Origin of the sequence: Amycolatopsis echigonensis (assembly GCF_002846615.1) — a bacterium.
In the GTDB taxonomy this organism is placed as follows: Bacteria; Actinomycetota; Actinomycetes; order Mycobacteriales; family Pseudonocardiaceae; genus Amycolatopsis; species Amycolatopsis echigonensis.
In genome coordinates, this window is record NZ_PJMY01000003.1 from 2,120,382 (window position 1) to 2,134,292 (window position 13,911).

The window sequence follows — 13,911 nt, forward strand, 5'->3', positions numbered from 1 at the left end:
GCCCTTCGGAGAGTTGAGCACCTCAGACTCAACTATTCGAGGAGTGCACATGTCCGACCCCCGCCTCCTGCCCGTCCTCCCGCTCGATGACGACGTCGTGCTGCCGGGCATGGTGGTCCCGCTCGACCTCGGCGACGCAGAGACCCGGGCCGCAGTGGAGTCCGCACAAGCCAAGACCCCCGCGACCGCGTCGTTCCCCGGGATCCGCTCGGGCGCGGCGAGCAAGGCCGAAGTCCTGATCGTCCCGCGCGTGCACGGCGAGTACGCCGAACTGGGCACCGTCGCGACCGTCGAACGGATCGGCCGCGTTCCGGGCGGCAAGTCCGCCGTGCTGCTGCGCGGCACCGCGCGCGCCGTCGTCGGCCGGATCGCCGACGGACCCGGCGCGGCCCGCTGGGTGCACGCCGACGCCGCGGAGGAAGCCTCCGACGACCGCACCGCACAGCTCGCCTCGGAGTACAAGGCCGTGGTCATCTCCGTGCTGCAGCAGCGCGGCGGCTGGCAGATGATCGACGCCGTCCAGCAGGTCGAGGAGCCGTCCGCGATCGCCGACCTGGCCGGCAACGCGCCGTACCTGTCCACGGACCAGAAGCTGGAGCTGCTGAGCGCGCTCGACGTCAGCGTCCGGCTGGAGAAGGCCCTCGAGTGGAGCCGGGAGTACCTGGCCGAGCTGGAGGTCACCGAGACCATCCGCAAGGACGTCGCGGACGGCATGGAGAAGCAGCAGAAGGAATTCCTGCTGCGCCGCCAGCTCGAAGCGATCCGCAAGGAACTGGGCGAACTCGACGGCACCGCGGCCGACGACGACTACCGCGCCCGCGTGGAGGCCGCCGACCTGCCGGACGCGGTGCGCAAGGCCGCACTCGCCGAGGTCGACAAACTGGAGCGGACCTCCGAGCAGTCGCCGGAGGGCGGCTGGATCCGGACCTGGCTCGACACGGTGCTGGAGCTGCCGTGGAATGAGCGGACCGAGGACGTCTACGACATCGCCGCCGCGCGCGCCGTGCTCGACGCGGACCACGCGGGCCTGGACGACGTCAAGGAACGGATCATCGAATACCTGGCCGTGCGCAAGCGTCGCGCGGAATCGGGCCTCGGCCCGGTCGGCGGACGGCGTTCCGGCGCCGTGCTCGCGCTCGCCGGTCCTCCCGGGGTCGGCAAGACGTCGCTGGGCGAGTCCGTCGCGAAGGCGATGGGCCGGAAGTTCGTGCGCGTCGCGCTGGGCGGCATCCGGGACGAGGCGGAAATCCGCGGCCACCGGCGCACGTACGTCGGTGCGCTGCCGGGCCGGATCGTGCGGGCCATCAAGGAGGCCGGCTCGATGAACCCGGTCGTGCTGCTCGACGAGATCGACAAGGTCGGCGCCGATTACCGCGGCGACCCGACGGCCGCCCTGCTCGAAGTGCTGGACCCGGAACAGAACCACACATTCCGCGACCACTACCTCGAGGTGGAACTGGATCTGTCCGATGTGGTCTTCCTCGCGACGGCCAACGCGCTGGAAACCATCCCCGGCCCGCTGCTGGACCGGATGGAACTGGTCACGCTGGACGGCTACACCGAGCACGAGAAGGTCACCATCGCGCGGGATCACCTGCTCCCCCGCGAACTCGAGCGAGCCGGCCTGGCGTCCGGCGACGTAGTGCTGACCGACGACGCGTTCAGCCGGATCGCCGCCGAGTACACCCGCGAAGCCGGGGTGCGCGACGCGAACCGGACGATCGCGAAGGTGCTGCGGAAGATCGCGACGAAGGTGGCTTTGGGCTCGGTCTCGCTGCCGCTGACGGTGTCCGCCGAGGACCTGGAAACCTACCTCGGCCGCCCGCGGCACGTGCCGGAATCCTCGCTGCCGACCGCGACCCAGCGGACGTCTTTGCCAGGCGTGGCAACGGGTTTGGCGGTCACCGGCGCGGGCGGGGACGTGCTGTACATCGAGGCGTCGCTGGCCGATCCGGAGAGCGGGGCTTCGGGCCTGCAGCTCACCGGGCAGCTGGGTGACGTGATGAAGGAGTCGGTGCAGATCGCGCTGTCGTACCTGCGTTCGCACGGTGCGGAGCTGGAACTGCCGGTGGGAGACCTGCGAGAGCGGGGAATCCACGTGCACGTCCCGGCGGGCGCGGTGCCGAAGGACGGTCCGTCAGCGGGCATCACGATGACGACCGCACTGGCTTCGCTGCTGTCCGGCCGCGTGGTCCGGGCCGATGTCGCGATGACCGGTGAGGTTTCGCTGACCGGCCGGGTGCTGCCGATCGGCGGGGTCAAGCAGAAGCTGCTGGCCGCGCACCGGGCGGGGATGAAGACGGTGATCATCCCGCAGCGGAACGAGCCGGATCTGGACGATGTGCCGGCCGAAGTGCTGTCGCAGCTGGAAGTGCACGCGGTGGCCAACGTGCGGGAGGTGCTGGAGCTGGCTCTGACGCCGGCTTCTTCGGAGGTTCCGCAGGCGGCCTGACCGTCGGTCCGGGTAGGGCTCCTTGAGGGAATCTGATTCCTTCAAGGAGCCCTTCCCGTCAGTCCTGTGTGGACCTACGGATTCAGCGCCGTGCCCCGGCGAGCGAAGCCACATTCATCACGTATTCGCCATAACCCGACTTGGCCAGTTTGGCGCCCAGCGCATAGCACTCGTCCGCGCTGATGAAACCCATCTTCAGCGCGACCTCTTCCAGGCACGCGATCCGCACCCCGGTCCGATGCTCCAGCACCTGCACGAACTGACCGGCCTCCAGCAGCGAATCGTGCGTGCCGGTGTCGAGCCAGGCGAAACCGCGGCTCAGTTCGATCAGCTTGGCCCGGTCGCGGTGCAGGTAGGAGAGGTTGACGTCGGTGATCTCCAGCTCGCCGCGCGCGGAAGGCTTCAGGCTGCGGGAGATGTCGACGACCTCGTTGTCGTAGAAGTACAGCCCGGTGATCGCGTTGTTCGAGCGCGGTTTCTTGGGCTTTTCCTCAATGGACAGCAGATTGCCGTTCTCGTCGATCTCGCCGACGCCGTAGCGCTCCGGGTCCTTCACCTGGTACCCGAACAGGACGCAGCCCTCGAGATCGGTCGCCGCGGTGCGCAGGGTCGTGGAAAAGCCTTGGCCGTAGAAGATGTTGTCCCCGAGCACCAGCGCGACCGAATCGTCGCCGACGAAGTCCGCGCCGATCACGAACGCCTCGGCGAGACCGTTCGGACTCGGCTGTTCCGCGAACGAGAAGGACAGCCCGAACTGGCTGCCGTCGCCGAGCAGGCGGCGGAAGTTCGGCAGGTCGGACGGCGTCGAGATGACCAGGATCTCCCGGATCCCGGCCAGCATGAGCACCGAGATCGGGTAGTAGATCATCGGTTTGTCGTAGACCGGAAGCAGCTGCTTCGACACGGCCTGCGTGATCGGATGCAGACGGGTTCCGCTGCCCCCGGCGAGCACGATGCCCTTCACAGCCCCTCCTCACGTGCGGTGGTGTTCGTTCACCGTACCGAGTGAGCTTCGAGGCTGTCTGAACCTTCCCTCAACTCAGAACGCCGGGCCCTTGCCGAAGAACGCCTGACAGCCGTGCGCGTACTCGGTGGCGATCTCCAGCACGTTCTTCCCGCCGTCGACCGGCAGCACCGTGGACGAATAGTTGGGGCAGTAGTTGTTGTAGATGCCGCTGATGTGCACCGGCGCGGGGAGTTCGTACCAGTTCCCGGCCCCGAAGTTGTCGTTGGCCAGCAGCGTCTGGCCGTTTCCGGACACCGGGGTGCCGTCGGCGGCCGTGTAGATCTGGCCGACCATCACCAGCCGCACGCCGTTCGGGCCGCCGGGGAACAGGGTGGTGGTCTGGGCGTGCTGGAAGTAGTTGCCGCTCGCGGTGTTGACGCGGGTGCCCGGGTCGGAAGGATCGCCCCAGTTCGCGCCGTCGGCGGAGATTTTGTAATACGGATCGCAGTAGCGGTCGCGGTAGTTGCAGATCTCGTAGCCGAACCAGTAGCGGCCGTCGGGCAGCCTGCGGATGATCGGCATGCCCGGACGGACCCGGGACGGCCCGATCGCCATGGTGAGCTGCTTGGTGCCCCAGGTGATCCCGTCGGTCGAGGCGACGCGGTTGAGCACCTGGCCGTACTTCGGCGCCTGCGTCTCGTCGGCGTAGTGCAGCCAGAGCGTGCCGCCGGCGTCCACAGTGAACTCCGGCTCCCAGATGCCGTCGTGGTTGTGCGACAGCGCGGCCTCGGACAGGTACCGCCAGTTGCGGCCGCCGTCGCGGCTGGCCCACACTTTGATCCCCATCCGGCGCTGTGCACCCGCGTCTTGGCGGTAGGTGGCCGCCCACAGCAGCGTGCCCGCGCGCATGCGGCCGACCCGCTGCGGCAGTTCGTAGAGGGTTCCGCAGCACTGGCCGAACTTGGCGTCGGGGTCGCGGATCTCGCTGATCTGGTGGAAGCTCGCGCCCTCGTCGGTGCTTTCGAGGATCGGCGCGAATCGGCCGTTGCCGTCCTCGCTGGTCAGCGCCGCGATGATGGTCCCTCGACCGAACGGCGAGTACTCCAGCCGGATCAGCCGCGGGTACGAGCCGAAGCCGGACACGAGCAGCTTCTTGTCGGCGGCCTCCGCGACGGGCGCGATCGCGGTCACGAGGACCGCCAGCGAGGTGAGGAAGGCAAGCACGGGAGTCCAGCGGCGCATCCAGAAACTCCTCTCACGACCGGACGGGCGATTACACCACGTGGTCGTCCCGCCACCCGCGATTTCGCCTGGTCACCCGCGTGAATCCACCCCTTCGAGGAGATCGCTTGGGCTGTTCAGGGCGCCCGCCGGGTAACGACTGGGCGGAGCGTGACGAAAGATCATCCGGAGGCCCCGTCGGGGCGATCAGGTATCCGATGGAAGCCGAACCCGGCCGCACCCCCGCACCGGTTCTGCCTCCGCTGCCGCGGCCGGACAAGCCTCGTCTCGCCGAGAACCCGACGGAAACCCACCAGGGCAAGAACGCCGCGACCGTGCCGTTGACCTGGCCGTCCGGGGTCTCGGAGTTCCTCACCTTCGACTGTCCGAAGTGCACCGGGCACATCGCCGTAACGACGGACGGCACGGAAAGCCTGCTCGTCAACGACGGTGCCGCCTGCCACGGGACGGCCTGGTTCAACGTCTCCCCTGGCGGCAAATCGGTGCACACGCTGACGGTCGAGGCGACGGGCTCGTGGACCGCGACGATCACCGGCTACCGCGGAGTGCCAGTCCTCGAACCACGGCGACGCGGTGCTGGCGGTGCCCCCGGGCATGGCCCGGGGAAAGTTCTCCACGGGTTCGAAGGGCTCGAACGGAGTCTGGCTCCTGGCCGACGGGTACCCGCATCTGATGGTGAACCACATCGGCGAGACCACCGGGGAGCTCCCGCTCGCCGGACCCACGTACGTGGCGGTGGAAACGTTCGAGGCGGACTGGACCTTCGCGACCTGGTGAGGCGCTGCGGACGGGGAACGCCCGCAGCGCCCCCGGATCACCGGTAGTTGGTGAACTGCAGAGCGATCTCGAAGTCCTTGCCCTTCAGCAGCGAGATCACCTCCTGCAGCTGGTCCTTCTTCTTGCCCGACACCCGCAGCTGGTCGCCCTGGATCTGGGCCTGCACGCCCTTCGGGCCCTCGTCGCGGATGAACTTCGCGATCTGCTTCGCTTTGTCCGACGCGATGCCCTGCAGGATCTTGCCGCTGATCTTGTAGGTCTTGCCGGAGATCGCGGGCTCGCCGGCTTCGAAGGCCTTCAGCGAGATGTTCCGCTTGATCAGCTTCTCCTTGAAGACCTCCACCGCCGCGAGGGCGCGCTCTTCGGTCTCCGACTCGATCGTGATGGCTTCCTCGCCGGACCAGCTGATGCCGGTTCCGGTGCCGCGGAAGTCGAACCGCGTGCCCAGTTCCTTGCTGGCCTGGTTGAGCGCGTTGTCCACCTCCTGGCGGTCGACCTTGCTCACCACGTCGAAAGAGGGATCCGCCACGTGTCCTCACACCTTGTCTCAGCTCGTCAGGGACCCCCAGCGTAGCGCCGGGGCATCCCGGTTGACCGGCCGTCCGGACCGTTGGGTATCCTTCTTCCCGGCCGGTTCGCCCGGCCATGGCAGGTTACCCAAGCGGCCAAAGGGATCTGACTGTAAATCAGACGGCTCAGCCTTCGGGGGTTCGAATCCCTCACCTGCCACACCAGCCCAATCACCCCCGTGACCAGCACGAACCCGTCACGGGGGTGATCTTGCTTCTTCCGGTTCTTTCCGGCTGACTCCGGTTGATTTGGCCGATCTGCGGACGCATCACGGACGCAGGCTCAGTAGCTCATGTAGCCGCGCTCGATCCGGTCCATAGCTGCCTGGTCGCCACCGTCCAGGCACTTCGCGTACACGCGCATGAGGACTCCGAGACTGTGCCCTGCCCATTTCGCGACCTTGGTGGCTTCGACGTTGCTGGACAGCCAGGTGGAAACCGCTGCGTGACGGAGGTCATAGGGGCGTTTGGCGATCGGCCTGGCTTGTACCTCTGGCGTGAACACGGATGACCGGGCTGCTGCCCACGCTCGGCCGTAGACGGTGCTGCTGATCCGCCCGCCGTTCCGGCTGCCACGGAAGAGCCGGCCATCAGGTGCGGTGCCGTAGCGGGCGATGTGCTTGTGCAGCAACGCCGTCAGCTGCGGAGTGCACGGTACTGACCGACTCGACCCGACATTCCGATGCTTCAACGGTCCTGCCTCAGACGCTTCGCCGGAGTCCGTCCATCCGGCATCGATTTCGGGACGCGCCGAGTCGATGATCAACCAGCCTGCTCCCTCCGCAGGGATCGACAGGTTGCGCTTGTTGAGGTTGGCAGCTTCCTCCGGACGGAGAGCGGCGTAGTACATCGTGCCGAAGAACGCCTCCAGCTCCGGATCGCGCTCGGCCACAGCGGCCAGCAACATGCGGCCTTGCATTGGGTTGACGACCGACGCCGGGTCGACCTCCTTCAGTTCGTAGGTGCGCTTCTTTACCTTCACTTCCTCCAGCGGATTCGAGTCCAGGACCCCCCGCTCTACTGCGTAGTCAAGGAACCCTCTGAAAGCGGCGCGGCGGATCCGCACTGTGTCGGCGGCCGCCTTCGAGCCGTCCAAGTTCCGCTCGAATCCGTTGAGCACCGCGCGCAGCACCTCTGGCTTCGCGAATTCGGATGCCCGACGACTGTTCGACTCCGCCTCCGCGCCGCATTCCACTGCCGCGTCGGAGTATCCAGCTGCACGCAGCTTCGAGACGATGTCCATCTCCTCCTCCAGGTCAGCCTCAAGTCGCAGTTTGGCGTTGAACACACTCGTGAGAGTGCGCCGGAACGTCGGGTCCCTCGGGAGGGAGCGTTTCGACGCGCCCATTGTCAGCTTCGTAAGCGATCCCGCTATCGACTTCCGGTACTTCGGTGAGGCGTTCGGCCACATCATGTCGGCGTAATCGCACGCCAGCGCGAACGTGGACACCGCGAGAGCAGCTTCCTTTACCATCGATGGCGGCAGGCCCGACTCCGTGTCGAACGGCTCGCCTTTGCGCGTAGCGGTGACGAGGTCCGATCGGAAGCTATCGGCGAGTCCTGAAGTTCGGAAAGGCTCGTTGAATTCCTTTCCGTCCACCGTCCAGCGCGCCCGGTAGGTGTAGTTGCCGCTGCGATGCTTTCGCCGCTGGTTGTTCCAGACCTTGACGTTGTACGAGCTTGGCATTAGGCAGCCTTCTTTTCCGTACGGCTTTCGATCCAACGGTCAAGATCTGCTCGGCGAAAACGGAGATCGCCGTTCGGCAGCTTGACGCACCTGGGCGCTTTACCCTTCGCGCGCCAGTCGTAGAACGTCGAGACAGCTACTCCACCAAGTTCCTCCAGGACTTCAGCGAGCGTGAGCAGTTTGCTGTTGGCGTTGGCCATGTGGTGGTGACCTTTCCTAATTCGGCGCGGGCAGCGGGACGGGGCAGAGCTGTACTTCCTTTCGTTCCGTCGGATTTGCGGTCGTTCGCAACAAAGTTCTCGGTATGCTCCCGGCTATGAAGCCATCGACGGTCCAAGACCATGACCCGGAAGTCGGGCTGATCGCCCTGTGTCCGTGCCACACCGGAGACGGAGAGTTCCGCCTCTGGCCAGAAAATGAGGGTCCGGGCCCGCTTCTGGCGGAGCGCCACGGGAAGGCTGAGCACGCACGGCTGGCAGCGTGGTGCGATCACACCTACCGGCTGACTGATTCTCGTACGGGTGAGTGGATTTACGTTGCCGAGCCGTATCAGCTCCACGAGGAAGCGTTCGAGGATTTCGTGTTCTTAGGCGAGAACGGTTGGCGGGTCGAGGTGACGGCATGGCGGGCCCGGCACTCGCCCGGCCATACCGTCGCGGTGCTGATCCGGCGCGAGAACGCACAGTAGGTCGGGTAACAACGTGACGTGACCGTGGCAGTTGCCCACGCGGTCGGTCCGGGACAGAACGCACACAACGCACACAACGGTGGCGGATGCACCGTTGTCGCTGGTCAGGGTCGGTAATTGCCGTGTCGGGTTCGGACGCACAGAACGCCGACAGAATGGGGCCCGTCGCACAGAACGCGGCGAAAGCGCCGGCAGTGGCCTTCGTTGCTCACGGCGAGTGAGATCGGCGGTGGCCGGTTGCCGGGCGTTGTGTGCGCGTTCTGTCCAACGGGCTCGTTTTGTGCGGCGTTCTGTGCGTCGGTGACAGTTGCCCGTCCCGAGGTGGTGAGCTGCGGAAACGCGGCAGCGTCCGCGTTGTGTGCGTTGTGTGCGTTCTGTCCCGGGGCGTTCGTGCAGGTGCGGGTCAGGTGGTGCGGTAGTCGGGGTGGAGCCAGTAGTGCGGGCTGGGTTTGCGGCCGGTTTTCCCGGCGCGGTCGGGTTCGGCTTCGGCGGCGACGTGGCCGAGGTCGGCGAGCAGTTCGAACGCGGGTTTGAAGTCCTCCATCTTCTGCATGCCCGTGTGGCGAGTGACGCGGAAGGCGTCGCGGAGCTTGAACCGGTTGCCCAGCGGCCAGCTCGGGTCGGAGATGCGGGAGAGGATGGCTTTGGCGTTGCGGACGGTGCCGTCGGCTCCGATCTGTTCGAGGGTGGCTTGGGCGTGGGCGGCGTAGTAGCGCGCGACGCACCATGCGTTGGCGACCGTGTCCTCGCTGACGTGGGTGTTCCATGGGTTGAGCGGGTGTTCGGCCAGGTGCAGCAGCCCCGCGATCCGGGCGGTCTGCCCGGCGAGTTTCCCGGCCCAGTCGGCGATGTGGGCCCATTCACCGGTGGCGGGGTCGAGCTTGGGTTCGATCTCCTCCTGGATCTCCACCATCAGGTTGTCGGCGGCGGGCGAGAACGTCAGTGAGACGGGGTCGTCGAAGCCGTAGAGCTGGTGGGCGATGGACAGCAGTTTGGTGTTGTAGGCGGCGGCCACGTCGGCCGGGACCGCAGCGGTGCGGGCTTTGCGTCGCCCGGACATCGGCACTGGCCGCGAGAACAGGATCCGGGCGAGGAACCCGTTGCCGCGTAGCTTCTGGGGCAGGTCTTCGATCACGGTCGGCTGGATGGTCAGGCCGAGGGTCAGCGCGGGCCGGGACACGAACTCGCTGCGGTCGCCGCGGTCGACGCGCAGCTCGGTGCCGGTGTAGCCCTTGAGGAACACCTCGGCGTTGACGTTGCCGGAGTAGCGGCCGGCGATGTTCTCGAAGATCGTCCCTTCGTCGGACAGCACGGCCAGGCGCCCGCCTTGCTGGGCCAGGATGGTCGCGACCTTCTGCACGGTGATGTCGTCCACGATCAGCTGGGGCTGGGCGGGGACTTCGATCGCGTCGGCGGCCAGCGCCGCGTCGACCGCTTCGGCGATCGCGCGTTCCCGGTCGGCGTCGGCGGCGTCGTCACCGATCAGCTCGGCGGCGGCCTTCTGGGCTTTGTCTCGGGTGCTCTGGGCGACCTGCTGCTGCATCCGCGCGGCCTCGATCTGGTGCTTGGCCTCGATCCGCAGTTCCCGCTCCAGCTCGCGGATCGGCTCGGTCATCGCCGTGAACGCGGGCGACTTCCGTGCCGAGGGCTCCATGATCACCACGGTGTAGATGTTCGGCTGCTCGTTCCAGCCCTCCCGGACCGACACCGTCACCCGGCCGCCGGCCACGGTGGACAGCACAGCCAGGCCCAGCGAACCGGGAAGGTCGACCGGCACCTGCAGCATCTCGGCCACCGCTTCGGTGTAGTCGGCCAGCCAGGCGGGCAGCGCCGCGAGCGGAAACACCGACAATGCCTGCACGGTCGACAACGGAGCAGGTTTGTCCGGCCAAGGCGCGCCGATCCGGTCGACGGGGACGGGTGCCTCCTCTCCAGCGGGTCGGTCCGGGAACTTCCGGATGTTGTCGGGCTGTGCGGACATGAACGTCCTCCACTGACGTGCGTTGTGGATGTGCGGTGCCGCTGAGCGAAGGTTTGGGGCTGGCCTGGTCAGGCGGCCGGGGCGAGCGGCTCCCCGGACAGCGTTTCGACCAGTGCCGAGACCAGGACTTCGGCCACGGGCGGGGTGACCGCGTTGCCGTAGCCGCGCACGATCCGGCGTTTGCTGCCCTTGACCTTGTAGTCGGGCCGGAACGCCATGCCCGCCCCGATTTCGGCGGGGGCGAGCATCCGGAACGTGCACTGCTCGACCGGCGGGGTGCCGCCGACGAGGCCGTAGCGGTCGCGGGTGGTCAACGTGCCGACCGGGCGATCGACCGGTGAGGCTGCTCCGTTGGAGTAGTAGGCCAGCAGCATCGCGGTGTCCCGTGCCCCGGCCGGCGGGCCGACCAGGCCGTGGTGGTTGCCCTGGGCGGACACGGTCGGGATCGGCCCGGCGACCGGGTAGGCGGTCTCCTTCGACCCGCCGCCGCGCAGCAGCGAGATGAACGGCGGCACCACCAGCGCGGTCTCCCTCCGACAGGTCTGCGTCCGCAACGGCCGGTCCACGGTCACCACGGCGGAGTCGGCGGCGCGTTTGGCGACCGACACCACCATCGGCGGCACCACCAACCCGTCGGTCTCCCGCGTGGTGCGGGTCGGCATCGGCTGGTCCAGCGGCGTCGCCTCGGTGCGCCAGGTGCCCCCGGCCGGGGCGAGCAGCGGCCGCACGTGCCGGGCCAGCCCGGCCTCGATCCGCGCGATGGTCGCCGGTTCCAGCGGGTCCGGCCGTCCTTGCCTGTCGACGCGCTCCCCGATCCGCTGCCCCGGGTCGAGGGTCCAGTCGATGATGGTTTCCGCCCCGAGCACCGGCGGCTCGACGATCGTGTTGCGGCACGAGGCGCGCGGGCAGCGGTAGACGTACTGGCCGTTGCGGACCCCGTACACGCCCATGTCGGTGCCGGGCTTCTTCCAGGACTGCATCGCGCTCACCTCTTCCTCGCAGTTCGGGCACCACGCTTTGGGGCGCAGCCACTTGTCCCAGTCCGGGTCCCGGCCGACGTCGGCGAGCCAGAACGGCATGTAGAACCGGTTGCGCGACTGCGCGACCTTGCCGGTGACCGGCCCGGCCACGTGCATCGAGTTGATCGCGACCAGCCGGGTGCGGTAGCCCTCGGCCTCGATCTCCTTGCGCCAGCGGGAGAACTCGGCCCACTTGCGGACCTGCACGACGTTCTCGACCACCCCGGCCAGCACCGGCTTCCCTTTGCGGCGCATCGCCTGCAGGTACCGCGGGATCTCTTCCATCAGCGCCCGTGCCCGCGCGATCGCCGGGTCCAGCGCGCGCGGCCCGGTCACGGGGTCGAACAGCGCGTTCTGCGTGGCCTGGTCGAAATCCCGCTTCACGCCGCGCGCGTCCGTCCACGGCGGGCAGGCCGGGGAGGCCCAGAAGATGTCCGCGCGCGGGAAACCGGCGATGTCGGCCTTCGCGATATCCCCGCAGTAGTGGTCGGCGTCCGGGAAGTTCATCCCGTGCACTTCCACGCTGAGCGGGTCGTGGTTCGCGGCCAGCAGCATCTCCACCCCCGGCACCGCGGTCGCGCCCTGGCTCGATCCGCCGAACCCCGCGAACTCGTCGTAGAGCGTGAACATCAGGCCTCCTTCGCCGGGTACTGGTCGTGGGTGCGGCCGTCGAGCGTGCGGCCGGTGCGTCCTTTGCCGCTGCGTTGCATCGCCTCGCCGTCCCAGTCGACGCAGCGGGCGGTCGCCGCGCCGGTCTCGCTCGCGACCACCGATTCGGGAGCCCACGCACCCCACTGCTTGAACAGGAACGGCACGCTCGCGAAGTCGCACTGGTCCCGTAGCGACCGCACCCAGTTCGGGTGCATCGGCCGGGCACCGTGGCCGGACTCGCCGCCTGCGACCACCCAGTCCAGGCGCGGCAGCGGACGCGGGTTCTCCATCGCCCTCAGCCGGCCGTCCGGTCCGCGCGCGTGGTCGAGGTTGCCCATCAGCGCATCGACGGGGCCCTCCCGCGTGGACAGCGCTCCCAGGTTGATCGGGCCGAGCAGCGGTTCGGCCGAGATCCACCGGATGGCCGCGCAGGTGTCGAGCAGGGTCGGGACCCGGATGTCGGCCCAGCGCTGGTTTTCGACCGACACCCCGACCCACACGTTGGGCAGCGGCCAGATGTCGCCGTGCGGCTTCGCGCCCATCGCGATCGGCTTGATCACCAGCGACTCGTCCATCGCCCGGTCGGCGAAACCGTCGTTGTTGAGCAGCGCGCGCATCCGGGCGGGGCGTTTGGTCAGCAGCTGGAAGGTGTGCTGGGGGCAGGCGGCCATCACCGCGAAGACGCGGGCGATGTAGTCGTCGGGGACGTCCTTGTGGAACAGGTCCGACATGCTGTTGACGAAGATCCGGCGGGGCCGCCGCCAGCGCAGCGGCAGGGCGAGCTTGTCCCGGCGCAGCCGCACGTCGAACCCCGAGGCGAAGTAGTGCCCCGTCGTGCCGCGCCAGCGTTCGGCGAACGTCTCGGCATAGCAGTGGTCGCAGCCCGGGCTGACCTTGGTGCAGCCGGTGACCGGGTTCCAGGTCGCGTCGGTCCATTCGATCCGCGTGGTCACGCTCATCGAACCTCCTGTGTGGACGGTGCGGACGTGAGAAGGCCGGGCACGCGCGGTGCCCGGCCTTCTCGCGTCCGGTGTGGTCGGTGCTGGTGTTGTGGTCGGGAACGGAGCAGGTTCGGACGGGGCCCGTTCCTGCGGCGGGTCCTTGCCGTATCGGAGGTGCGGCGTTACGGCTTCAGGCGCGGCCGCCAAGCTCCTTGATCGCTCGCCGGACAGCGCGGTCGATCTCGAACTTGCCCGCGTCGCCCTGGGACTCGTGCCGCATCCCGTGGAACTGCTTGAGTTCCATGGCGAGGAGGCCGAGCCTGGCCGGCCGGTCGCCGGGCTTGTCGCCGAAGCTGTTGTTGAGGATTTCCTGCAGCCGCTGCGTTTCGCGTCCGTCCTGGCGCACCAGCGGGACGGAGTGCAGCTCCTGCATCAGGGTCTTCAGCGGTGCTGGCGTTCCGCCGGGCACTTGCGGTGTCGGGCTGGGCGGGGCGTCGATGCGCCGGATGGCGAGGTTGAGGCATTGGCGTGCCTCGCTGCCTTCGGGCAGCCGGTCGCGCAGCGTCTTGTACGCCTCTACTCCTTCCGCCGCGCTGCGCCGGCCGGTCGTGACGTCGGTGGCCAGGCGGCCGAGGACGTTGGCCAGCGGCTCGCCGTCCACGTCCATCCGGGCGTCGTCGTGCATGTACTTCAGCGCCGTGCCGATCTCGCCGTCGTCGTGGAAGCTGATCTCGGCCGAGTTCAACGAGCCCCACTCGTTCTTCAGCACCGGAGCCTCCGACACCTCCCCCGACACCGGCGGCCCGGCCACCGACGGCCGCTGCTCGGCCGCCGGTTTCTCCGGCTCCGCCGCACCCTGCTCGGTCGCGGGCACAGCGGGCTCCGCCTCCGCCGGGGCCCCGTCACCGAGCTGGCCGCTGCCGGACACCGCCGCCGCCGGGCCGCCGCTTCTGCCCAT

12 protein-coding genes and 1 tRNA gene are annotated in these 13,911 nt (G+C 68.2%); 4 read left to right on the forward strand and 9 right to left on the reverse strand.

Features of this window, described 5'->3' with window-relative positions; all coding sequences use genetic code 11:
• The first annotated feature begins 49 nt into the window (after window positions 1-49).
• Window positions 50-2,452, forward strand: a complete 2,403-nt coding sequence (lon, locus tag ATK30_RS14595; protein ID WP_101436051.1) for an endopeptidase La — start codon at window positions 50-52, stop codon at window positions 2,450-2,452.
• Window positions 2,453-2,534: 82 nt separating this feature from the next.
• On the opposite strand, the gene rfbA is transcribed toward lon, so the two are convergent.
• Window positions 2,535-3,416, reverse strand: a complete 882-nt coding sequence (gene rfbA / locus ATK30_RS14600) for a glucose-1-phosphate thymidylyltransferase RfbA (RefSeq protein WP_101436052.1) — start codon at window positions 3,414-3,416, stop codon at window positions 2,535-2,537.
• A 75-nt stretch (window positions 3,417-3,491) separates the two neighbouring features.
• A complete protein-coding gene (locus ATK30_RS14605) occupies window positions 3,492-4,640 on the reverse strand; it encodes a hypothetical protein (protein ID WP_101436053.1) in 1,149 nt (382 codons plus the stop codon).
• 594 nt (window positions 4,641-5,234) lie between these two features.
• On the opposite strand from ATK30_RS14605, the gene ATK30_RS14610 reads away from it, so the two are divergent.
• The gene (locus ATK30_RS14610; RefSeq protein WP_143271378.1) at window positions 5,235-5,417 is read left to right on the forward strand and encodes a hypothetical protein; all 183 of its coding nucleotides are present in this window, start codon (window positions 5,235-5,237) and stop codon (window positions 5,415-5,417) included.
• A 37-nt stretch (window positions 5,418-5,454) separates the two neighbouring features.
• Here the strand turns inward: ATK30_RS14610 and ATK30_RS14615 are convergent, their stop codons facing one another.
• On the reverse strand, window positions 5,455-5,946 hold the full coding sequence (locus ATK30_RS14615) for a YajQ family cyclic di-GMP-binding protein (RefSeq protein ID WP_101436055.1): 492 nt from the start codon (window positions 5,944-5,946) through the stop codon (window positions 5,455-5,457).
• Between the two features lie 118 nt (window positions 5,947-6,064).
• On the opposite strand from ATK30_RS14615, the gene ATK30_RS14620 reads away from it, so the two are divergent.
• A tRNA-Tyr gene (locus ATK30_RS14620) sits at window positions 6,065-6,146 on the forward strand.
• Window positions 6,147-6,269: 123 nt separating this feature from the next.
• Here the strand turns inward: ATK30_RS14620 and ATK30_RS14625 are convergent.
• Together ATK30_RS14625 and ATK30_RS14630 are read right to left on the reverse strand one after the other, a co-directional pair.
• A complete protein-coding gene (locus ATK30_RS14625; RefSeq protein ID WP_101436056.1) occupies window positions 6,270-7,673 on the reverse strand; it encodes a tyrosine-type recombinase/integrase in 1,404 nt (467 codons plus the stop codon).
• Window positions 7,673-7,873 carry a helix-turn-helix transcriptional regulator gene (locus ATK30_RS14630; RefSeq protein WP_101436057.1) on the reverse strand — a complete coding sequence of 67 codons (201 nt, stop codon included), beginning with the start codon at window positions 7,871-7,873 and terminating at the stop codon, window positions 7,673-7,675. Before ATK30_RS14630 ends, ATK30_RS14625 begins: the two co-directional genes overlap by 1 nt.
• Window positions 7,874-7,989: 116 nt before the next feature.
• Here ATK30_RS14630 and ATK30_RS14635 point away from each other — a divergent pair, with 116 nt between their 5' ends.
• On the forward strand, window positions 7,990-8,361 hold the full coding sequence (locus ATK30_RS14635) for a hypothetical protein (protein WP_101436058.1): 372 nt from the start codon (window positions 7,990-7,992) through the stop codon (window positions 8,359-8,361).
• Between the two features lie 403 nt (window positions 8,362-8,764).
• On the opposite strand, the gene ATK30_RS14640 is transcribed toward ATK30_RS14635, so the two are convergent.
• From ATK30_RS14640 to ATK30_RS14655, 4 genes are all read right to left on the reverse strand, one after another.
• A complete protein-coding gene (locus tag ATK30_RS14640) occupies window positions 8,765-10,342 on the reverse strand; it encodes a YfjI family protein (RefSeq protein WP_101436059.1) in 1,578 nt (525 codons plus the stop codon).
• 68 nt (window positions 10,343-10,410) lie between these two features.
• Window positions 10,411-11,991: a DNA cytosine methyltransferase gene (locus tag ATK30_RS14645; RefSeq protein ID WP_244194616.1), complete on the reverse strand. Its 1,581-nt coding sequence runs from the start codon at window positions 11,989-11,991 to the stop codon at window positions 10,411-10,413.
• Entirely contained in the window at window positions 11,991-12,971 is a 981-nt protein-coding gene (locus ATK30_RS14650; RefSeq protein ID WP_101436060.1) for a DUF5131 family protein, read from the reverse strand. Before ATK30_RS14650 ends, ATK30_RS14645 begins: the two co-directional genes overlap by 1 nt.
• A 172-nt stretch (window positions 12,972-13,143) precedes the next feature.
• Window positions 13,144-13,911, reverse strand: a complete 768-nt coding sequence (locus ATK30_RS14655; RefSeq protein WP_101436061.1) for a hypothetical protein — start codon at window positions 13,909-13,911, stop codon at window positions 13,144-13,146.